Source organism: Modicisalibacter luteus DSM 23508, assembly GCF_000378505.1.
Classification (GTDB): domain Bacteria; phylum Pseudomonadota; class Gammaproteobacteria; order Pseudomonadales; family Halomonadaceae; genus Modicisalibacter; species Modicisalibacter luteus.
Window position 1 is genome coordinate 322539 of the sequence record NZ_KB899991.1, and the last position, 22697, is coordinate 345235.

The window sequence follows — 22697 nt, forward strand, 5'->3', positions numbered from 1 at the left end:
GTCAATACTAGTCAACCACGCCCCATATTAGCGATTTTCGCTGAACTTCGTACTACAAGCTCTCCCGGTATGTGTATCGCAGCAGGCGGCTGCGCCTTATCGGCCAGTATTGATTTCACAATATCGACGGTTGCCGTTATCATTTTGTTAACAGGCTGGCGATAGGTAGTAAGGGAGTGCGACGACCAAGATGCCATAGCAATGTCATCAAACCCTATAATCGAGACATTCTTAGGAGCACTCAACCCTGCCTTTTGCACCGCATCTAACGCGCCCAAGGCAAGCAGATCATTAGCGGCGAAGATAGCATCCGGCCGAACCCTACCAGCTAGTAGCTTTATGGTTGCATTAAAGCCAGCCTCATGTGCAAACCGGCCTGCTTCAACCTTACGCGGTTCACTCACAGCCCGCTCTAACCAACGCTCAGAGAATCCCTTCCAGCGCTCTCGATTCGTCGTGGCATCAGCAAGACCGCTTATAAACGCAGGGTACCTACACCCGTTGTCGAGAAAGAAATCGGCTATGACTTGGCCGCCTAAGTAATTATCACATGTTACTGTGTACACAGACTCGTTCGGAACATATCTATTAAAATATACCATGCTTGCTCCCGCTTCTGTGACCTTTGAAGCAGCCTTTGAGGAGACGGTTGCAGCCAATGCGATTAAAACATCAGGTTGGTAGCGTAAAGCCTGTGAAACGATATTATCTGAGTCATTGGCATTAGTGCTAACAAACAGCATGACATTTAACCCAAGCTCCTGCAGCGAATCGGTCAGCCGCGTAAGAACTTCAGGATAGAACGGGTTGGTGATATCTGAAACAATAATGCTAGCTATGTTTGTTTTTCGAGTAATCAGGCTGCGCGCAAACGGGTTGGGCTGATACCCCAGTTCCTTGGCACGCTGAAGTACCTTCTCACGCGTTTCTGAAGCAATCACTGCGCGAGGTGAAAAAGCCCGGGAAATAGTCGAAACCGAGACCCCCAACTCCTCTGCTAATTGCTTGGCGATGGTGGTTTCGCGCTTCTTGGCGTTGCTTTTACTTTGCATCCTAGTGTCTCTTGGCACATTGATGGGCGACAGGCGCAATTTTGCCAGCTTTCAAGCTACCCTGCCGCCCCCTACCACTAGGAGTTGGAGTTACCTTCGGCTTTTGCAGCTGTATAGGGCGCGATGTCGCGACCGCCAAAGCGGCGAACACGAACGTTAGCCTGTTCAGCGTGCCCGGCAAATCCCTCCAACATGCACAGACGCGAACCGTATTCGCCGATCAGCGCCGAAGCTTCATCGGTCAGGATACGCTGGTAAGTGTGCGTCTTGATGAACTTTCCGACCCACAGGCCACCTGTGTAACGTGCGGCGCGTTTCGTCGGCAAGGTATGATTGGTCCCGATCACTTTGTCGCCAAAGGCAACATTGGTTCGAGGTCCTAAGAACAACGCACCGTAATTCACTAAATTATTGAGGAAAAAATCTGGGTCTTTTGTCATTACCTGAACATGCTCGAAAGCCAGGCGCTCGGCTTCAGCGAGCATTTCCTCGTCGTTTTCACAGACAATGACTTCGCCGTAGTCTTGCCAAGACTGTCTCGCCGTCTCGCGAGTGGGAAGAATTTGTAGTTGGCGCTCGACTTCTTTCAGGGTGTCGTTAGCGAGTTTCTCCGATGTCGTCAGTAAAACAGCAGGAGAGGTTGGGCCATGTTCTGCTTGGCCAAGAAGGTCAATGGCACATATTTCGCCATCCACTGTCTCGTCGGCAATGACCAATGTTTCGGTCGGGCCTGCAAAAAGATCAATACCCACCCGTCCGAATAGCTGACGCTTGGCTTCCGCCACAAACATGTTCCCCGGGCCAACCAGCATATCAACGGGGGCCATGCTTTCGGTACCTAATGCCATGGCAGCTACCGCTTGGACACCGCCTAGAACCAGAATCTCGTCAGCGCCGCCAAGGTGCATGGCGGCAACTATCGCTGGATGGGGAGCCCCTTCATGAGGAGGCGCTGCAGCAACGATGCGCTTGACGCCAGCTACCTTAGCAGTAGCGACACTCATATGCGCAGATGCAACCATCGGATATTTGCCACCCGGCACATAACAGCCAACCGAGTTCATCGGTATATTTTTGTGGCCCAGGATAACGCCCGGCATGGTTTCGACTTCTAAATCGCGCAGACACTCTTTCTGCTTCTGAGCAAATTTACGGACCTGCTCCTGAGCGAATTTTATATCCTCCAAATCCTGCTTGCTGACGCGGCTCATGGCGTCTTCAATTTCCTGTTCCGTTAGTCGGAAGCTGGCGGGAGACCACTTGTCGAATTTTTCGGACAACTCACGGACTGCCGCATCGCCGCGCTTCTCCACATCTTCCAATATATTTTCAACGATGCCTCGGACCTTGGCGTCCGCCTCAGCCACTTCGGCCTGCTCAATGCCACGTTTCAAAAACTTGGCCATGCTCGTCTCCTAATAACGTTTTTATTCCTGAACCTAGCCGTATGCAAACGTTTGCACACGTTCATCAATTCCCGGCCTGCCGTCAAGAGGAAATTTTAGTGACTAGGGGGATACATGCCGCGCCTAACAGCTTCATTAACTCCCCAAGGAAGCAAAGACTGAACCTAAAAACATGATTTATATCGATTTTTATAATAACGAGAGCGTTGGCCATTATTTATTAAAGACGTACAGCGCGCTTTGCACGACTAAAGTTCAATAACCTCGGATGCTGAAACGTGATTGCTTTATTGAGCAAACTCTTGATGAGTCTACCTAGGATATATTCCGCCATGAGCATGCCTTTATTCACAAACACCTTGTCAAAAACCGGGCCTGCCACATAGTCTCTCTACGTCATATTACGATACGGAGCGCGTTTCATGAGCAAAGCCCGTGCACCCCAAGCGTTACTGAAGCATGTTTCTCCATTCCTGCTTCAAGGCCTTGATGCATTGCACGAAGGTCTCATAATCATTGATGAAAATGCGAATATCGTTTATCTCAACACTGCCTATGCGACAGTATTTGGCGTCGACCCACAACAGGTATGCGGTTGTCTCGTCACGGATGTTATCGCAGAGACTCGCTTACCCCAGGTATTAATCACGGGCCAATCAGAAAAGGATTACCAGCAGGTTTTAGGCCGCCTTAATTATGAAGTTAGCCATTATCCCATTCACAATACTGGAGAAATTGTTGGGGCCATCGGGACAATACGATACGCTCGCGATCCCAGCGTTCCCTTGGCAATCGCTTCTGATAATGGCCCCGGAACTGCCAAGAAATGCCCTTCTATAGCCACCAGGTATTCTGGCACCCGCTGGCAGCTTGCTGACATCGTAGGCGGTAGCGAAGCAATCCTTGAGCTTAACGAAAAAATATACAAGGTTGCTTCGGGCGATGCCTCGGTACTGATCCGCGGCGAGTCGGGTACTGGCAAAGAGCTTTACGCTCATGCCCTACATCGCTTATCCGAGCGGTCCCAAGGCCCTTTCATCAAGCTTAATTGCGCCGCGATTCCCGAACACCTTCTCGAAGCAGAACTATTTGGCTACGAAGAAGGGGCCTTCACTGGTGCGCGTAAAGGGGGCAAGCCGGGCAAGTTTCAACTTGCCCATGGTGGCACGCTATTTCTCGATGAGATTGGCGACATGCCATTATCCATGCAGGTGAAATTGCTCCGTGTGTTACAAGATCGCGAGGTAGAAGCAGTAGGCGCAACCCGCTTAGTATCAGTCGACGTACGCGTCATCGCAGCAACACACCGTCCCTTGGAAAGCCTGGTTCAGCGCGGCGAGTTTCGTGAAGACCTTTTCTATCGAATCAATGTCGTGCCATTAGCGATTCCCCCCCTACGCGAACGGCGTGAAGATATTCCTTTGCTTGTCCGGCATATACTGTCGCGTCTTTCCGAGCGCAACGGGCGACACTGCCCCGCACTTAGCGAAGCAGCAATGGCCTGCCTCTACCAACACTCCTGGCCAGGCAATATCCGCGAACTGGAAAACGTTTTAGAAGCTGCCTTCTACCTAGGCGGATCCCACCTCGATGCTGAGGACCTCCCCGAACCACTGCGCAACACTCAAGGAGCAGCCCCGGTACAGGCCACTTCACTTAAGGACTCTTTGATGCAAGCAGAGCGCAATGCCTTGAAAATTGCCCTGGCCGAAAGTGGAGGCAGCCGTATCCATGCAGCCCGTATATTGGGTATATCCAAATCTTCGTTCTACCAGAAGCTGGCACGCCATGGCTTGTATGTCGATGCCCAGCCTGCCGTCTGAGTCCAAATATCTGGACTAGTCCAGATATTTGGACTCACGGGAACGAGGCAATGGCACCGCCTCGACTCTTTACCGTCCAGATATCCGGACCCTTTCCCCCCCTCCCCTTCAGCCAATCGCTTCTTGAATCGTCAAAATTTATGCAACCTACTGATTTTTAGCAACTATTCATAAGACGGCCTGATTTCTGCCTTCCTTATCACTAGCCCTTCCGGGCTAGACAACTATAAGGAGCAAGACATGAAAAAAGACGCCCATGCGCGTACTCTTATCGCCGCTGGTATCGGCGCGGCCCTCGGTGTCATGCTGAGCACGCCCGCGCTTGCCGAAGGACCAAAGCGCCTCGACGTAGCAAGCACCTTTTCTACCCAAAACTTCCTCGGTGAGGGTGCGGTTCATCTTTCCAAGGAACTTGAGACGGCCACCGGTGGTGCCGTTTCGCTGCGCGTTCATGAACCGGGCGATTTAGTTCCGCCCTTCGAAGTATTCAATGCCGTGTCTTCTGGTGCCGTTCAAGCTGGCTGGGCCTGGCCAGGCTACTGGGCCGGCACGGTCCCTATCACCAATTTGTATGGTGGATTGCCATTCGGGCCAAACCCCGAAGCGTTTATGTCATGGATGTGGGCCGGAGAAGGACTTGAGCTGCTACAGAAAGCCTACGACCCTTACAATGTCAAAGTGTTGCCATGTCTGATTTACCCACAGGAAACAGGGGGCTGGTATAACCAGGAAATCAACACACCTGAAGACTTCAAGGGTCTATCGATGCGCATTTCGGGGCTTGGCGCCAAGGTGCTCAATAAGCTGGGCGCCTCGACCCAGCTAGTCCCTGGCAACGAAATTTACCTCGCCTTGGAGCGCGGCCGTGTCGATGCCATTGAGTTCTCAGCACCGATCGTAGACGCCTCTATGGGCTTCGAAGAAATCGCCAAGTATTACTATTTCCCTGGTTGGCATCAGGGCGCCAACTGGAACAATCTTCTCATCAATAAAGGCGTCTGGGACCAGTATAGCGATGAGCGCAAAGCGCAGTTCGAGACCGCCTGTCGTTCCAACGTGCAATGGGCAATGTCAGTCGCACCTCCCGAGCAGGTCCGTGTAATCCACCAGTTGGAGGAGAAAGGTGTTCAAGTTCGCCGCTTCCCTGACGAGGTCGTTAGCGCACTGCAGGATGCCTGGGTCGAGGTCCGCCAGGATGAGATGCAGAAACATCCCGCCTTCAAGGAAGCCTACGAATCACTGATGAAGCACGTGCAACTCATCGACGAGTGGTATGAGTTGCAGGCGCTGCCAGCCCCCAAGGCGATCCAGGGCGAGAATCAGCCCACCCCAGTCAAAGGTGAAGGAGACGCCTGATGCCCAACGCCCGCCTTGCGCCCTGGCGTGAGCGCGGTGCGGCGGTGTGTGCCGCCCTGGCCAGACCTCTGGTCTGGCTGGGGCTGTTCATCGGTCGCCTCACCAGTTGGTTGGTGCTGCTGGTGATGCTGGCCGTACTCACCACCGTCTCGCTCAACGCCCTAGGCATCAATGAAATTGCCCGTTGGCAGAATGAAGTCCTGCTATTCGGCAACGCGCTGACAATCAATAGCATCACCGAGCTGCAGTGGCACCTGTTTGGCATTCTCACTCTGTTCGGCGGCACCTATGCCTTGCATCACGACACCCATGTGCGCGTAGACCTGGTTTACCAAAAGCTTTCACCGCGTGGACGTGCCATCGTCAACACGCTTGGCCACCTCTTGCTGTTGATTCCGTTCTGCCTGTTGATTGCCTGGCTCTCCCAGCACTTCGTGGCTATGGCCTACAGATCAGGAGAAAGCTCCAACTACGGTGGCCTTACCGATCGCTATCTGATCAAGGCGATGCTGCCGATCGGGCTGGTGTTCCTCGCATTGGGGGCCTTAGGTCAGGTATTCGATAACCTGGCGGGGCTATTCGACCCTAGAAGGCTTCCTGACTCAACGACCGTGACGGAAGCCGCGGAGAAGACTGATAAGGAGCCCCCCCATGTCAGCTGATTTTTTTAGTGAGTATGCCTTGGCCATCGCCATGGTCGTGGCGTTACTGGCGGGCATCTTCACCGGCTATCCGGTGGCCTTCCTGCTCGGCGGGCTGGGCATTGCCTTCGCGTTTATCGGCGACATTCCGATCCCGTTTCTGGGCACGGTGGGGTCACGCATCTTCGGTGGGGTGATCGAAAATTGGCTGATGATCGCTATCCCACTGTTTGTGTTCATGGGCCTGATGCTGGAGCGCTCCGGTGTCGCCAAGCGCTTGCTGCTCACCCTGCAGCGCCTGTTCGGGCGCACCCCCGGCGGCCTGGCCATCTCGGTGGCGATCCTTGGCGTGGTGATGGCAGCAAGTACCGGCATCATAGGCGCCTCGGTGGTCATGCTGGGCCTGCTGGCGCTGCCGGTGATGATGAAGCAGGGCTACCGCGCCGAGATGGCCTGCGGGGTAATCGCGGCATCCGGCACCTTGGGTATCTTGATTCCCCCTTCGATCATGCTGGTACTGATGGGATCGATTCTGCAGGTGTCGGTAGGCGCTCTGTTCAAGGCTGCACTCCTGCCTGGGTTGTTACTTGGCGTGCTGTATATCGTCTACTTGCTAGCCGTTGCCTGGCTCAAGCCGGATTGGGCGCCGCTGGCCGACCCTGATGCATTGGACGCCGATACCACGCCGCTACCGTTGGCGCTGGTACGCGACCTGCTGGGGCCGGTGGTACTGATCGTCGCCGTGCTCGGCTCGATCATGGCCGGTATCGCCACACCCACCGAGGCGGCCGCCATTGGGGCCGTCGGCAGCCTGATGCTAGCGCTGGCGGCGCGCAGCCTGGACTGGGCGACGCTGCGCGGGGCGGTACGCGAGACGTCACGCACCTCGGCGATGATCCTGTTCGTGGTGATCGGCGCGACCTGCTTTTCGGTGGTCTTCAAGCGCCTGGGCGGCGACTACATGATCGAGGAGATGATCACCGGCACTGGCCTCGGCCCTTACGGTCTGCTCCTGCTGATTATGGCTTTGATCTTTGTACTGGGTTTCTTCCTTGAATGGATCGAGATCAGTTTCGTGGTGCTGCCTCTGGTCGCGCCTGTGATCGAGTTGCTCGATTTTGGCTACGGACTGTCGGGGCAAGCCCTGCTGATCTGGTTCGCCATTCTGGTGGCAATCAATCTGCAGACCAGCTTCCTGACACCGCCGTTCGGCTACGCGCTGTTCTACCTCAAGGGTATCACCGAGGGACAGATCGGCATCGGTACCATCTACCGCTCGATTATTCCCTTCGTGCTGCTGCAGATTACTGGGCTGGTGTTATGCATTGTTTTCCCGGCACTGGTGCTGTGGCTACCAGGTCTGTTGTGAGGAACAAAAATGCCCAAGCGCGTACTGATCGCCGGCGGTGGCGAACTACTCGAAGCGTTGTCGCGAGCATTTCTGGAAGAGGGTGCCACGGTGGCGCTGTTGACGCCCGATGCCGCCTGTTTAAAGCAAGTGCTCGATAGTCTAGGCGGTGAGCATGATGACCGTTTTGGCCTAGTGATGGGTGAAAAATCACTAGATATGTTACTAGGCAGATTGGGACGTCTCGACGTCCTGGTCTGCGCTCCGCCCATATTACCGCATCACATGCCACTTGATCGCTACCTCGCCGAACAGGTAGCGGGGCCATCCAACCTACTCCAGATAGCACAGGCTTGGATGTACAGCCGTGGCGGAGGACGGCTGGTCGCTGTCGCGCCCGATGGAGACACTCAAGCTACCAGCATGGTACGCGAAGCCTTGGCCGCGCTAGTACGCCGGCTGGCCGAAGCCAGCGGACCAGGGATACGCATCAATCTCCTCTGCCCACAAGGAGCCACCAGTGCTTCGGTAGCCGACTGCGCCCGGTTTCTTGCAGGCGGTGCCGGACGAGCATTGAATGGCCAGGTTCTTAGGCTGTCATTTACCTCCTGACCTACCGGCTTGCCAATAGCGAGCCGATAGGAGTGACAGCAGCCATGCCATACCTGCAAGACCCATTTACTGATGTATAAAAAGGAACAATGAAATATGAAATTACCAACGACTCCAAGTTTTGCTCTAAATGGGCGGCAGGCCCTCGTTACGGGAGCTTCCAAAGGGCTAGGGCTTGCGGCAGCCTGCGCCTTGGCGCAAGCCGGCGCTCGTGTCACTCTCGTGGCGCGCAGCGCTCAACCATTGGATGAAGTCGTGCAAGCTCTACAGCATGCCGGTTTGGATGCCGAAGCCTTGGCTCTGGATATTCGCGATCAAAAAAGTGTTGAAAGAGCCTTAGCCAAGCGTACCTTTAACATTTTAGTCAACAATGCCGGCACCAACCGTCCCAAGCTCTTGGCCGATAACACCGTAGAGGACTATGAAGCCATTATGGGGCTTAACGTGCAAGCCAGTTATTTCCTTTCACAGCAGGTTATCGAAAACATGCCTGGAGGGGGCAGCATTATCAATATGTCGTCTCAGATGGGGCATGTAGGGGCCCGAAAGCGTACCCTGTATTGTACTTCGAAATCAGCCGTGGAAGGCATGACTAGAGCCATGGCAGTCGAATTGGGGGAACGTGACATTCGGGTAAATAGCATTTGCCCCACCTATATCGAGACGCCGCTAACAGAACCTTATTTTCGAGATCCGGATTTTCGCAAGGAAGTCTTGGCCAACATCCCGTTAGGCCGTATAGGTCAGGTTGAAGACGTAATGGGAGCCGTTGTGTTTTTGGCCTCGCCCGCTAGTGCTCTGATAACGGGCAGCTCATTAATGGTGGATGGGGGGTGGACGGCCCACTGAATGTACACGACAGGACAGGACAGGGCTATCCGCGCATGATTTCAAGCTGGCTCTTGTGCGAGCCAGCTTGGCAAAACAGACCGCAACTGTTTCAGCGTGCCTCCCCTAGACAAGGCCAAGCAATAACTTAAAAGCTAACCCAACATTATGCTGTGGCACAAATAACACACGTCATCTAGCTCTAGGGTTCCGAATCAACAATGAGCTAAAAAAACAATTGTCTGATTGCCGCCAAGACGCTTCCTCAGCTGCCCAGTCGGGAGCAGACACATCAAGCTGAATAAGCTGGCCAACGTGCTCCCTATGGCCCGCGCCGAGATGCAGGCTGACCATTTCCCTCACTCCGTATTGTGTAGCCGAGATAGTACTTGCTCAGCCACATCCAACCTAACTTTCCCAGTGCTAACCATTTCTTCCGCAACCATATCTATTTCTTCGCCTTTAGCGCCAGCCATCATGGCAATGTTCTTTGCATGAAGAGTCATATGTCCCTGCTGTATGCCCGTCGTCGCGAGTGCCTTCAAGGCAGAAAAGTTCTGTGCTAAGCCAACGGCAGCAATAATGCGTGCGAGTCGTTCGGCTGTATCAGCTTGCATTATATCTAAGCAAAGCCGTGCAGTAGGATGAGATCGTGTCGCTCCCCCAAGCAGGCCGACTGACAACGGCATTTCCAACACACCGGTTAAGCTACCTTCAGCATCCACTTCCCAATGGGTCAGAGACCGATAAGCCCCTGAACGGCACGCATATGCATGAGCGCCGGCCTCAACTGCGCGAGTATCGTTACCTGTTGCGAGAACGACGGCACTCACGCCATTCATAATGCCTTTATTGTGGGTCGCTGCCCGGTAGCCATCTATATTAGCTAACTCATACGCCGCTAAGATATTGTCTCGTACCGACTCCCCTCCTAACATGTCGAGGGACCAGGTTGCCTGGGCACGCGCTAGGCGGCGATCGGCAAGATTAGACAAAATCCGCAGATTCGCATAGCCATGTGCCCATTCAGCAGCCAAGGGAGCAACGGCTTCTGCCATAGAGTTGACAGCGTTAGCCCCCATCGCATCTCGCGTATCAATAATAAGATGAATGACGACCATAGGGCCCGAGCGGCCGGTAAGCACACGGACTTCTACATCTCGATAACCGCCCCCCTTACTGACCAATACCGGATCCGCTTCATTGCAGACGGTACGGATATCTTCTTGGCGAGACAGAATCTGCAAGCGTGCAAATTCAGGGTTCTTAACCCCCAATAGCTGTATCTGAGCGATCATCAATGAGCCAGACATAAAGGTGGTAAAACCACCTGAGTCTCGACACTGGCGAGCAGCGTTACATACCGCTGCTACTACAGATGATTCCTCGGTAGCCATAGGTATGAGGGTTTCGCGACTATCAATTACCATATTCGTCGCTATTCCTAGCGGTACGTTAAACGTTCCGATAACATTCTCAATAAGAGAATCGGCAATAGACGGAGAGAGGTTGCCCATATTTTGAAGATGGTTAACCGCTGCTTCATTTAGGCCTGAAATCTCTGCTACCTGAGCGAGACGATCTGTAGGCGTGAGTTGGTAAAATCCTGGAATACGTGATGTGCTGCTAGCCATTATGATTATTCCTAGTAAGAATGCAGGTTATCCAGCCTAGCAAGGAGCTTTGAAGCGCTAGGAAAGGTCTGTGTATCACCAGATTAGGCAAACTGGGCCTACTGGTCCTACGCCAGCAGGCACTATTCGTCATTCAATGAGAATGCTCAAGGCGACCAGAAGATGCAGTCTATTGTTCTTCTTTGCTAAGCCCAGATTATCCTCCTTGTACTCTCAAACAAGCGTTTGTTACGTAATATGCATGCCGCTCATAATGCTCTCGGCCCTAACCTTGTTGGCATCCAAACTGAAGTGCCCGCCGGTCGGCAACCAGTCAACGCTTTGCCGCCCCCATCTCTAACGCTTATGAAAACTGATAGCCAGTATCGTCAACCTCCCGTGTCTCATCACCATGGCACGAGTTGCCAGACGCAGCATGGCTAAGACCGTATCGAGGCTATAAATGAGGCCTTGCGTGTCGTCTACAACAAGGTGCGTGTAAATCTTGTAACGCCATACGTTGCCTTTACGCTTCTGGTACAGCTCAAGACCGCGATCATCGACTCCGGCGGGTTAATCGGAGGTTCCCTAGATTATGTACTGCTCAACCGAGCCAGTATTCATAAACATTCTCCAGGCTTGGAAAAAACCGCTAAACGGCTGCCCCCTCCTTATATGCCGGCTGCTGCGCGCTGTCCCTGAGCATCTCGCTCAATCCTGCTTTTAAATCCTCGCTTCCCGCGAGCGCAGCTTGCTCTAACACTTTCGAAACCGTCGGCGAAGCCCAGCGCCCAACAATGCGCTTAACAGGCTGGTCAAGGTCATCAAAGAAACGCCGCTGGATCTCATCGGCGATGTGCGCTCCAATGCTGGTGCCCCGTGTTGTCTGCTCTACAATTGCGATATTATTCGTTTTACGCAACGAAGCTCCGATCGTTTCGTAGTCTATATCCCGCAGTGAAAGCGTTCGTAGGTCAATAATATCTGCAGCAATACCCATCTGGCGTGCTACATCACAACAAAGGTCAATCATGCTCAACGTGGCAAGTAGGGTCACTTGGTGTCCTTCCCTAACTCGCCGTGCTTTGCCAATAGGAATGTAATAGTCGTATTTTTTTGGAACAGAAGTGATGTGTTTGTGAAGGGCCTGGTGCTCTACGACGAGAACGGGATCCTCGCAGCGAAGAGCTGTGTTCATCAGGCCAACGTAGTCAAAAGCGTTCGAGGGGGCAACGATACGCCAGCCGGGATACAGAGCGAATAACCCCGAGGGATCCATAGAGTGCTGGGATCCATAACCCTCTGCGCCTGGTACACGGCAACGTAGAACGACAGGCACAGGCTTGTTTCCGCCAAAGATATGGCGCATCTTCGCTGTCTGGTTGAATAGCTGGTCAGCAGCGTTGAGAACAAAATCGGAATACATGAGCTCTATTACCGGCCGCATCCCTGCAATGGCAGCCCCTGCGGCAAGACCGCAAAAACCGTTCTCGGATATTGGTGTGTTTACAACACGGTGCGGGTACGTATCAGCTAAGCCTTTTGTAGCCCCAACTGTTCCGCCGCTCATGTTAGCCACGTCCTCGCCAAGAATAAATATAGTTTCATCTTCAGCCATTCGCCGCGCCATGACTTGAGGAATAACCTCAATTAGACTTTTCTCCTCCAGTTCTGATGTGGGAAAATCCTCGGGTTCACTAAAGCATACCTCTGAGAACTCTTCTAGGTTACCGGTTATCCCCTCATCGACAGTAGCCGTGTCTGGCCAAAGCTCCTTACGTATATACGCGCGGCTTCCTTTACCTTCAACACAGAACTCAACCGCGCCGGCAACAATATTCCTGACGTTATTATCGATACGCTCTACCGAGCGTTCGTCTAGCATTCCCCTCTCGGTGACTTCCTTGACAAGAAAATCAACGGGGTCCCTGCGTCGCCATTCCTCTTCTTCCTCTTTGGTCCGATAACCAAAAGCACTTCCAGGATAAGCAACGCTTTGATGGAAATAGCGATAAACATCAGCCTGTATAAGCACAGGGCCACGATTCTCACGGATTTCCGAATAGGCCCATTGAGTTGCAAGACTGACAGCTATTGGATTCATGCCATCAATTTTAACGGAGGGTATCCCTTGTGCCATCGCACGTGTTAGCAACTCGTGCTCGCGAGTCGACTGCTCAATGGTAGTCGATACGGAATAGCGATTATTCTCAATGAAAAAGAGGATGGGTAAATTGTAAAGGGCGGCCAAGTTCAATGCTTCATAAGCAGTCCCTTGATGAACCGCACCATCGCCAAAGAACGATGCCACTACCTTTCCGGTATTTCTGGCTTTCTCTGCCCAAGCCAGCCCGCAGGCAATAGGCAAGCCTCCAGCGACGATGGCGTTTGTTCCCATGATGCCGTAGTCATCGTTACGAAGATGCATGGAACCACCTCGACCGCCTGACCACCCCTCTCTCAAACCAAGGATGTCTGCTAGTAGCGTCGTGGTAGCTAACTGCATCTCCTCGGGCAATCCAGATTCGACCGAAGGATCAAATTCGGTATCCGCCAAGGCGTGCAATGCCTTGCTTATAGCCTGATGGTGCGCCCGGTGAGTCCCAGTGATTAATGCATTGCGGGGCAACATGGCAATACAGCCTGCCGATCCGCCCTCTTGGCCGATGCTGGAATGTGCAGGCCCGTGAACTAATCCTCGGCGATCCAGATCACTTACGGTTTCTTCAAACCGCCTCGCTGCCAACAACAGAAAGAGAACACGTCGCACCATCAACGCATCGACATTATTCCAGTCCTCCTCTTCCATCCGCAGTTCGAGCATGGACGCAGTGGATACAATTTTGTTGTGCTTCATTTCGCCTCTCTGCTTACAGACATTCTTGCTGCAAGGGCTAGCGCCCCCCCGAGATAGGAATGATGGCTCCTGACACGTATCCGAGAGCGGGATCTAGCAGTGACAGAACAAGTTCTGCTACTTCCTCTGGTTTACCTACCCGAGCCATAGGGACGCCCGGCAGAAGTCGCTCCAGGCGCCCTCCTCCTCCGGCGCGCTCATGAATATCTGTATCGATAAGCCCAGGAGCTACCGCATTAACTCGAATTCCATCCTTGCCCACTTCCCGAGCCAACCCAATTGTCATTGCATCGATGGCAGCCTTCGAAGCAGCATAATGAATCCACTCGCCGCCGCCACCCAGCTGGCCCGCACGTGAGGACATATTGACTATGGCTCCTCCTTGGCCATTATGTCTCGTAGACATTCTTCGTACCGCCTCACGAGCAGCCAAAAACGCTCCTCGCACGTTGATGGCTAGGACTTGATCGAGTACATCGAGCTCTAGATCCTCTAATTGGCATATCGGACCGGTAATACCAGCATTATTAAAAAGAGCGGTTGGGTTGCCTAACTCCTTCTCAATAGTCTGAAAAGCTGCAATGACCTCATTCTCATTCGCTGCGTCCGCTCTTAAAGCTAAAGCAGTTCCGCCCGCTAAGCGGATTTCATTCACGACGCCTTCTGCTGTCTCCTGCTGACCGCTGTAAGTTATTGCGACAGAATAGCCACGTTGTCCAGCCAACCTAGCTGTAGCCGCACCAATCCCGCGACTTCCTCCCGTTACTACCAGAACTTTCTCTGACATGGTTATCTCCGAGGAAACCGTTTCTTAGTGACCAATGTGATTGGTCTCGTGCATTAGTGACATTTACAGCTCGGGCGTTAAGCTAGTATGGCCAATGGCTCCTCAACCAACCTGCGAAAGGTGGCCAGCAATTCAGCAGCCACCGAACCATCGATTGCCCTGTGGTCAATCGAAAGCGTACAAGTCATAGAGGAAGCCACTACGATCTCATCATCTTTCACTACCGGCCTTTTCTCAACGGCACCGATAGCAAAAATAATAGCTTGGGGCGGATTAAGGATTGCCGTGAACTCTTTTATCCCATACATACCCAGGTTAGAAACAGTACAGCTCCCGCCCTGGTATTCATCAGGATGAAGCCGATACTCGGCAGCCTTCTCAGCGAGACTTTTCGACTCGCTAGATATCCACGTTAGACTCTTCTGATCAGCTTTCCGAATAATTGGTGTAATAAGCCCGTTATCGGTCGCCACGGCTATGGACACGTCAACAGACTCAAGCTTCCGAATCTCTCCCTTCTCCCACTTCACATTCGCCTGTGGCACTTCACCCAAAGCTACTGCAGATGCCTTTATTACCATATCGTTTATGGTCAAATTACGGTTTTTAGGCGAAATTGAGTTTAACTCTTGGCGCAGCTTAAGTAGCCTATCCATATTGCAGTCAATGCTAAGATAGAAATGCGGCACAGTCTGTTTAGATTCTGCCAATCTCTGTGCCGCTACTTTTCGCCAAGAAGATCCTCTGGCTGAATCAGGCTGACAATCAGAAATCTCTGAGCGGCACCGGTTACGCGTGTCTGTAGCCGAGTCGGCGCTCCCGTTTTCCGGGGCAAAGTTCGTTCGTACATCCCATTTAACGATACGACCGCCGGGTCCAGAGCCCTTGATAACAGAAAGATCGAGATTGTTCTCTCGGGCTATGCGTCTCGCCGCTGGACTGGCCAAGACTCGTGCTACGGTGTCATGTACACCTGACTCTGCAGGTGAGGAATAGGCACGACTATGCCGCTCTCCTGCTTCTATCTGGGAGGCCGGATCATTGACTTGCACACCCTCGTTAGTTGGGTCTAGTGATTTCTCAACATCGGCTCTCGAAGTAGGCCGGTCTACTTCCGATTCAGGTTTGTCCTCAATAAGTGTTGCGATCGGAACATCAACTGGCACTCCCTCGGTTCCTTCTGTAACTAATATTTTATCGATAACTCCCTTATCAACCGCCTGGAATTCCATTATTGCCTTATCGGTTTCTATCTCAGCGAGGATATCGCCAACTTCGACAGCATCTCCCTCTGCCTTTAACCACCGTGCCAGTTTGCCTGTCGTCATGCTAGGTGATAAGGCAGGCATGCGTATATCAATTGGCATCAATGACTCCTGTCTTGCAAGGTTTGAGCATATAGCCAGTTGCGCTAATGCCCAAACCTATATGCTTTCGTTTACCGGCTAGCTAGCGCGATAACTCTTGGAGGTCTTGCCAGTCTTGTGCAGTTTCCATGTAGCTGGTAAGGGACTCATAGGCTTCTTTAAAAATAGGGTCTTTTTTAGCTTCTTCTTCTAGCACTTCTTTGGATACACGACGCAGCTCATCCAGAACAGGGTCAGGGAAACGTTTTAGTTCGACGCCTCCTTCTTCCAGCTCAGCCAATGCCTTGCCTTGCTCTCCCGGCACTACTTGCATTGACCAGGTCACATTGGCCTGACACGCTACCATGAACTGTTCCTTTTCTGCCTCAGTGTACTCATTCCATACATTTTTATTGATAATGAGTGAGTTCCAGCTCGATGGTTGGTGCCAGCCAGGAAAATAATAATATTTCGCTATATCCTGAAACCCCATATTCTGATCGAGAACAGGAAGAGAAAACTCCGTCGCATCTATACGCCCACGTTCAAGCGAGACGTAAATGTCACTACCTGCAATAAGTTGGGTCGATGCCCCTAGCTTATTAAGCACCTTTCCTCCAAGGCCCGATATACGCATGGAGAGCCCTTCGAGGTCTTCTACTGAATTAATTTCTTTATTAAACCAACCTGCAGGTTCCGGTGCAGTAAGATGACATGGTAAAACCTTTACATTATATTCGTCGTATGCTTTTTGCAGGATTTCCAATCCCCCTCCTTCCCACATCCAGCCGAGGAATACTTCTGGCGAGGGCCCGAATGGCATAGCTCCAGCCAAGCCTGCAACCGGTACCGTACCAGCCCAGTAGCCGACCCAATCCCAGCCAGCTGGCACAGCGCCTGAACTTACAGCATTAAATACTTCAAGGGCCGGGACTAGATCTCCATCACCATGCACACGCAGCTTGATTTCCCCTTTCGTGGCCTTTTCCAACAGCTTTGCCAGATTTTCTGCCCCTTCGCCTAGATAAGGGGCACCTTTGGGAAAGGTACTTGCAACGTCGAGAACCCGGGGTCCTTCAGCCAGAACCGAGCCTGACATTGAAAGCACTAGTGCGGTTGAGGCTACAGAAAATATACGCTTCATTAGTCACCTATGATTATTATAGTGGCTTTTTTCATGCGCGAAGCAAGAGCAAGTGATAGGCTAAAAATTCTAGATGCGTTGTATTTCTTATCTACCCTACAATTTTTAGCGCAGTTTGCATTCGTATGCAAACTGCATAGGGGGCTAACCTGTCATGTTTTTATAAATCATTGTTAATATTAGGATTAATCATCTACTCACCTGTTTATAGATACAGCGATTTGATTGCTTTGGCTAACCCAACATAAATTACCAGTCCCCACCCTTAAGCAAACCCTGACCTGCCCCTAAGGAGAAATAATCATTATATATCAGTGGTTTACCTAGCCGCCTTTGGTCCGGACCTAATTCATTTAGGAGCGCTGATGCCTATGTTAGACTTTGGTGCAACCCTTCGCTCATTCTGCATACTTCCATCGATTATTCATTACTGAAACCCAACGAATTTTCGCCTTATGCCTTAACTTTACCTTTTCCCTACCAAGCCTTTGATTGTTAGAAAATAGCCTGGCGGAGCTGGACCTCACCAGCGATTAAACTTTCGTTGAACAGAACCATGGTATATATTCGTAGCAAAGAGATACACCGATCTTGATATTTTAAACGTTATAAAAAATCAAGTATTGTAAAATGCATAGGATAACAGGTTTGGAATCAAGATAACGGTGCAGGTGATTTAGGATTTACGGATCTGTGCGAGTAATGAAATCCCGTCATCCAGTGACCAAAGTTAATCGCAGAATAGAGCTGCTGGCGCCTATCTTGGCAGATGGGTTGAAGTGCCTTCTGGCAACGCCAATCGAGGGATATAACTAATCGGAAATGACTCGAAACCTATCTGACTGTCGGAGAGCCTAGCTCTAGGCTGACCGGTTGACATTCTTGAAGCGCATTTACCATTCGTTCCAGCGCCTTCTCACCGGTTTCGCCTTGGGTCACATCGTGCCACCAGTCGGCATGCACCGAACGAACCCGCACAGTGATCTCTTCCAAGGCCAGTACTTGCGCCATAGCCAGGCGATGCAGACCACGGTTGAGCTTGACAATACCGCCGTGACGATCGATCGCTACACCCAGCCGATCCTTGCCTTGAGTGCTATCGAAGCCAATCCGTTGCATCGATTTCATATAATCAATGTAGATACTCAGGTACTGGAGAATTTTTTCGGGTGTGTTAAGCAGGATGCCCTTCTGATGGGAGCGGAAAGGCTTACCCTGTGCCAGCATGCGATTCAGGTCTACGTAAGCTTCGCTCTGTTCAAGCCCACTGCGGTTCGTCCAGATATCATGAATGAAGCGGTAACGATACGTAGTGCGGAAATCCGCATATGTTAGATCCCAGTCGCCTTGCCAAAGGAAAACATTGGTCGCCTTTCGACGCTCGGACTTGATAGGGAATGATTTCGGAATCGAAATCAGGCGAAGTAGCTCGCACGGGTCAACCCTCAGTTCAAGGCCGCTGTCCAAATGCTTGTCGACACTTCGGCGTGGCAACCCCATGGCCTGAACTTGATCCGCAAGGCGCGCCTTTGTCATCCAGCGCATAAACAGGCGATCTTCAAGGGGATAGACGACTCGAGAGTTGAATGCTTCTCGTGCTATGTATATCCAGCGAGACCGAGCCATATCCCAACGTAGCGAAGGATGGTACAAAGACGGAAAAACACGCTCTCCAGACGGTGTCTTGGGCGGGATATGGGGTGACTGCATAAGCGCTTGACTTTGCTTCCTAATAAAATTTATTGATATGTTATTTATTGTACACTAAGTCCATGTATAGGTTAATGCTACGTCACATGACTTTGGTTAACATACTACATAAGAGCTGAGGCGCCTTTTGCCGCCTTAGCGCAGGCTGGCAAGCAGAATAGTGTTGCCGTTTGATGACACCCAAAGTAGTCTATTCCGCTATCTGCACGTTCCGACGATAGCGACGATTAGGCCATGCCCCAGCAAGTCCCCAAGCTCCCGATGGCGGCGATAGCAATCCGCCAGGTCGAAAAGCACACCGGCGCCTCGCGCATCGCCTTTCACCAAATGTCCCTGCTCAAGGAAGCGGGCTATCGTGTCGTTGTATTAGCGGAAAAGGCCAACCGGGATCTCATCGACGCGCATGGCGCCAGACTGGTGTCGATATGGCGCTGGCCCTTTAAAGGCTCGTTTAGGCGACGCTGGTTTGATAGGCGAGTCCAGGTTTGGCGCAAGCGTCACAAGCCCTCACTCTTTATTAGCCATGGCGATGCCACCCAGGCCGATGTCGTGTTTATGCACAATTGCGTTCACCTAGCCAGCCAGCGCATTAATGGCATTTCACTACCTGAGGAGCACGAAGTCGCCAGCGTTCATGACCTCATTCTGTCGAGCGGTGGGAATCAGCGCGTGGTAGCCAACTCCTGGTTGATGGCAAACGAGTTCAACCGGCGCTACGGCATCGAGTGGCAGCGGCTAGAGGTCAATTATCCCGGCTATGACGAGACGCAGTTCAACCCGCAGCGGGCCCGGAGCAACCGTCAAGACACGCGCTATTCCCTCGGCGTGGCCGACGACGATTATCTAATCGGTTTAGTGACTTCAGGGAATTTTAAAAAGCGCAACGTGGCGGGGTTTGTCCGGATCGCCGAACGCCTCGATGAACGTCTGCCCGGCCGTTGCCGATTCCTCGTAGTGGGCAAAGACGATGCAGTCGCTTATCAGCGCTTGGCCAAAGACAAGGGGCTGGCAGAACGTTTCATTTGGCGCAGTACTGTGCCGGATGTCGAATCTATCTACGGGGCTTTGGACCTTTTCGTGCTCCCCGCGCATATCGAAGAGTTCGGCTGTGTAGTTATCGAGGCCATGGCCTGCGCTACGCCCGTTGTCGTCTCCTCATGGACCGGGGCTGGGGAACTTCTTCAGAAAGACTATCCCAACCTGATCATGAACATCGACGAGCCGGATGCCTGGGCGAGTCAAATCGAGTCGGTTCTCACCGCCAATACGAACGGGCTAGGCACGGAACTAGCCAGTCTCGCTCAACAATACTCACATCGACAACAATACGAGAAGCTTGGAGTGCTTTTCAAAAAACTCACTTCGTCAGAACTATGATTCGACAGGCCATAAGTTGAAATACCAAATACCGCATTATCCAGAGTCCCCCCGCTTCGAGCTCGACGACGCTAGCTTAATCGGCCAAGGCAACAAGCGTAACTGCCATGCTCATCCTGGCGACCCTGCACACTGCATCAAGGTGGCGCGCTATCAGGAGCGATGGGAGGAATGCCAAGAGCAGAGCATCGTTGAATGGCACTACTTGCGCTTTCTCAAGCGGCGCCGGATTCCGCTGCATCACGTGGCCGACTGCTATGGCTGGGTCACTACCACTTCCGGTGTGGGCCTGGATCTGGAGTTGGTGCGCAACGACGACGGCACGCCCGCTCTAACGTTGCGTAATGCCATGCAAAACGGTGCTGTGTCCATGGATAGCATCCATACTATGCTAAGCGAACTCAAGGCGTGGGCGCTCCGCCATGCAGTGGTAATTGCCGATCTCAATACCGATAATCTCATGGTGCGCTGGACTGAAGGCATACCGCACTTTGTTATCATCGACGGACTGGGCAGTCGCCATCCGGGCTGGAAGTTCTACCTCTACCAGCGATGCAAATGGCTTGCCCGCTTCAAGACCCGGAGACAATGGGAGCGCCAGGAGAAGGCGCTGTTCGAGACCTTGGCGCGCATAACTGCCTAGCCAGCCTACCCCGTAAACAACGAGGCTATCTAAGTGGGATAGCCTCGTCTTCAGAAAGAGTTATTTTCAAACCTGGTGGTTGGTAGTTAGGCCGCATCCTAGGCTGATTGATTGGTTACCTGCTCGCCATCTTGGAACTCGACGTTGCTGATGACCAGTTCCAGCTTCTGAAAGTGCTTGATTCGCCTCCCGCGTTTCTGGACGATCTGGAGCAGTTTAAACAGCATCGCCAGGGTCGTGTCCCGGGAGCCACAAGACCGCCTCGGCTTCGCTCTCAGGCGAACCGTGGCGAAGGTCGACTCGATCGGTTTAGTGGTGCGGATGTGCACCCAATGCTTTACCGGGGAGTCATGGAACACCAGCAGTTCATCTCGATCCTTGGCCAAGCACTCAAGCGCCTGCGGGTACTCGGCGCCGAAGCGTTTCAGCGAACGGCCTAAGGCCTGATGGGCTGCCTCGCGCGCCTCAGCTACCCCTATCTCGTGAAAATCGACCTTGAGCCTGGGCTACACCGACTTGAGCAGCTTGTTCAGTTCGTTGGTAGTCTTGTGAGACCTCAGAGGTATTAGGAGTCAAGCCTGGTACCGTAGAGGCATCACTATCTCGCGTTACCCAGCATTTCGATCCAAGGAACCTCATAAGCCATGATTCGATATTTTTAGCCTCGCCGAGGCGCGACGCATCGTGCCTCACCAATCGCATGATACCGACGAGATTATATGTTTAGGGATCGGGCCATTCCCACCGAGAGCAACCCTATATGCTTTTCCAAGCTTTCATCAAGGCTTTTTCTACTTAAGAGCCACATGCTCATAATTCCTCATGCTTGCCCACAGCACCACCAACCAAAAGGCATACATCATTACCCCGCTGTTATGTGCCAGAAACACCTGTGTGAGACCGAAATCAATGTACGCGACCGGCAAAAGCATTCCCGCTACAGCAAACGAACGCAACACAAGGTCTTGGCTCTGTAAGCGCTGCGCAAATAGCTTCAGCGGCACAAGATAAAGGGCTAGTAAAGCTAGCAACCCTAAAATACCCTGCTTTAGCCAAGCGTCCAGAAAATCATTATGAACATGGCCATAGCGCTCGATCCAAGGCCCGACAAAACCCTGATCAATTAGGTCATCGCGGGCTTGAGCATATCCTAGCTCTCCCCAACCCAAGAGCGGCTTTTCCGGGATCAATTCGATGGCCGTGTGCCACATCTTGAGACGCACCCCCACCGACGAGTGGACGTTCCCCTTTTCTACAAAATCTACCAACTGGTCGGTAGCTTGAGTTATTCGCGCTTGAACCCCTAACTGAGGTGTGGTTAAAACAATTGCTGCCCCAATAAAAAGAGAAGCCAAGATGCCCGCCAGCCAACGCCCTGATAGATAGCTACCATAGGCACGATAAAGAACGAGCATTACGAAAGGTATGCCAATCCAACCGCCACGGCTTCCCGATAGAAAAGATCCTAGCACTCCCCCTAGGGCTCCCATCAGTAGAATACCCACCCAGAGACGGGGGTATCGTTGGGCCATTGCCCAGCCCAGGCCAGCAAGGCACAGAACCCCCATCAGCATACTCAAATTGCCGAAATTAATGGTATTCGTGAAACCCTCTGCTCGGGTAACGCCCTCAAAAAGCTTTTGCCAAACGGCCCAAGAGCCGGTTGCAAACCCACCGACTGCAAGCCCGGCCCACATATAGGCAGCACGCGGTGGATAAGCAAGAAGTAACAGCAGCGCTGGTATCGCAAACAGAAAACGGCTCGCCTTATCCAGCTCCCGCGAGGGCTGGCCATCCAACCAGATCTCCAGTATATCTGCTGCCATGTATGCCAGCAGAACGGCAATAATCAGCCAGTCTTCTTTTCGTAAGGCGAGACTTGGCCGCCTGAACAGCAAAGAGAAACTCCCCAGTAGCAGCAGGCCTGAACCAAGCGAATACCCTGAAGGTACTACTAAGGCAACAGCTCCTAATAAAAAAATAGCCACACTTGAATAAAGTGATAAAAATTGCTCGCCCCTAGAGGCCTCACTGCCCATTGTCAATGTTTTCACACTCGACCTATCCTGCAAACTCGTATTACATGCCAAAGTAGTTGCATTTAACTCTGGCTTGAAATTAATTTTCACGACGCCATAGCACATAAAGCAGGCG

General features: G+C 52.3%; 17 protein-coding genes and 1 pseudogene. 8 read left to right on the plus strand and 10 right to left on the minus strand.

Features of this window, described 5'->3' with window-relative positions; genetic code table 11:
- Positions 1-11 precede the first annotated feature (11 nt).
- Both F568_RS0106200 and hisD read right to left on the minus strand, forming a co-directional pair.
- On the minus strand, positions 12-1052 hold the full coding sequence (locus F568_RS0106200) for a LacI family DNA-binding transcriptional regulator (RefSeq protein WP_019017848.1): 1041 nt from the start codon (positions 1050-1052) through the stop codon (positions 12-14).
- 77 nt (positions 1053-1129) lie between these two features.
- Positions 1130-2458: a histidinol dehydrogenase gene (gene hisD, locus F568_RS0106205; RefSeq protein WP_019017849.1), complete on the minus strand. Its 1329-nt coding sequence runs from the start codon at positions 2456-2458 to the stop codon at positions 1130-1132.
- 422 nt (positions 2459-2880) lie between these two features.
- Between hisD and F568_RS0106210 the strand changes: the two genes are divergently transcribed.
- The 6 genes from F568_RS0106210 to F568_RS0106235 all read left to right on the plus strand — a co-directional run bounded on the left by F568_RS0106210 (position 2881) and on the right by F568_RS0106235 (position 9087).
- A complete protein-coding gene (locus F568_RS0106210) occupies positions 2881-4281 on the plus strand; it encodes a sigma-54 interaction domain-containing protein (protein ID WP_019017850.1) in 1401 nt (466 codons plus the stop codon).
- Positions 4282-4521: 240 nt separating this feature from the next.
- Complete coding sequence (locus F568_RS0106215; protein ID WP_019017851.1) at positions 4522-5637, plus strand: TRAP transporter substrate-binding protein; 1116 nt, start codon at positions 4522-4524, stop codon at positions 5635-5637.
- A complete protein-coding gene (locus F568_RS22305) occupies positions 5637-6299 on the plus strand; it encodes a TRAP transporter small permease subunit (protein ID WP_019017852.1) in 663 nt (220 codons plus the stop codon). Before F568_RS0106215 ends, F568_RS22305 begins: the two co-directional genes overlap by 1 nt.
- Entirely contained in the window at positions 6289-7647 is a 1359-nt protein-coding gene (locus F568_RS0106225) for a TRAP transporter large permease (RefSeq protein ID WP_019017853.1), read from the plus strand. The genes F568_RS22305 and F568_RS0106225 overlap by 11 nt, the downstream gene beginning before the upstream one ends.
- A gap of 9 nt (positions 7648-7656) precedes the next feature.
- The gene (locus F568_RS0106230) at positions 7657-8238 is read left to right on the plus strand and encodes an SDR family NAD(P)-dependent oxidoreductase (protein ID WP_019017854.1); all 582 of its coding nucleotides are present in this window, start codon (positions 7657-7659) and stop codon (positions 8236-8238) included.
- Positions 8239-8334: 96 nt separating this feature from the next.
- Positions 8335-9087 (plus strand): SDR family NAD(P)-dependent oxidoreductase, encoded by a 753-nt coding sequence (locus tag F568_RS0106235; protein ID WP_019017855.1) that lies wholly within the window; start codon positions 8335-8337, stop codon positions 9085-9087.
- Positions 9088-9425: 338 nt separating this feature from the next.
- On the opposite strand, the gene F568_RS0106240 is transcribed toward F568_RS0106235, so the two are convergent.
- From F568_RS0106240 to F568_RS22310, 6 genes are all read right to left on the minus strand, one after another.
- On the minus strand, positions 9426-10700 hold the full coding sequence (locus F568_RS0106240; RefSeq protein ID WP_026300364.1) for a hydroxymethylglutaryl-CoA reductase, degradative: 1275 nt from the start codon (positions 10698-10700) through the stop codon (positions 9426-9428).
- A gap of 631 nt (positions 10701-11331) precedes the next feature.
- On the minus strand, positions 11332-13536 hold the full coding sequence (locus tag F568_RS0106245; RefSeq protein ID WP_019017857.1) for an alpha-ketoacid dehydrogenase subunit alpha/beta: 2205 nt from the start codon (positions 13534-13536) through the stop codon (positions 11332-11334).
- Positions 13537-13573: 37 nt separating this feature from the next.
- Positions 13574-14323: an SDR family oxidoreductase gene (locus tag F568_RS0106250; RefSeq protein ID WP_019017858.1), complete on the minus strand. Its 750-nt coding sequence runs from the start codon at positions 14321-14323 to the stop codon at positions 13574-13576.
- 77 nt (positions 14324-14400) lie between these two features.
- The gene (locus tag F568_RS0106255; protein ID WP_019017859.1) at positions 14401-15690 is read right to left on the minus strand and encodes a pyruvate dehydrogenase complex dihydrolipoamide acetyltransferase; all 1290 of its coding nucleotides are present in this window, start codon (positions 15688-15690) and stop codon (positions 14401-14403) included.
- A gap of 82 nt (positions 15691-15772) precedes the next feature.
- Positions 15773-16813 carry a TRAP transporter substrate-binding protein gene (locus F568_RS0106260; protein ID WP_019017860.1) on the minus strand — a complete coding sequence of 347 codons (1041 nt, stop codon included), beginning with the start codon at positions 16811-16813 and terminating at the stop codon, positions 15773-15775.
- A gap of 834 nt (positions 16814-17647) precedes the next feature.
- Positions 17648-18358 (minus strand): hypothetical protein, encoded by a 711-nt coding sequence (locus tag F568_RS22310; protein ID WP_019017861.1) that lies wholly within the window; start codon positions 18356-18358, stop codon positions 17648-17650.
- Between the two features lie 399 nt (positions 18359-18757).
- On the opposite strand from F568_RS22310, the gene F568_RS0106270 reads away from it, so the two are divergent.
- The gene (locus F568_RS0106270; protein WP_019017862.1) at positions 18758-19900 is read left to right on the plus strand and encodes a glycosyltransferase family 4 protein; all 1143 of its coding nucleotides are present in this window, start codon (positions 18758-18760) and stop codon (positions 19898-19900) included.
- Positions 19901-19916: 16 nt separating this feature from the next.
- Positions 19917-20543, plus strand: coding sequence for a YrbL family protein (locus F568_RS0106275; RefSeq protein ID WP_019017863.1), 627 nt, complete (start codon positions 19917-19919; stop codon positions 20541-20543).
- 98 nt (positions 20544-20641) lie between these two features.
- Here the strand turns inward: F568_RS0106275 and F568_RS23810 are convergent.
- Together F568_RS23810 and F568_RS0106285 are read right to left on the minus strand one after the other, a co-directional pair.
- Positions 20642-21094: pseudogene (locus F568_RS23810) on the minus strand (transposase); the annotation flags it as partial.
- A gap of 240 nt (positions 21095-21334) precedes the next feature.
- A complete protein-coding gene (locus F568_RS0106285) occupies positions 21335-22597 on the minus strand; it encodes an O-antigen ligase family protein (RefSeq protein WP_229804093.1) in 1263 nt (420 codons plus the stop codon).
- Between the last annotated feature and the right edge of the window lie 100 nt (positions 22598-22697).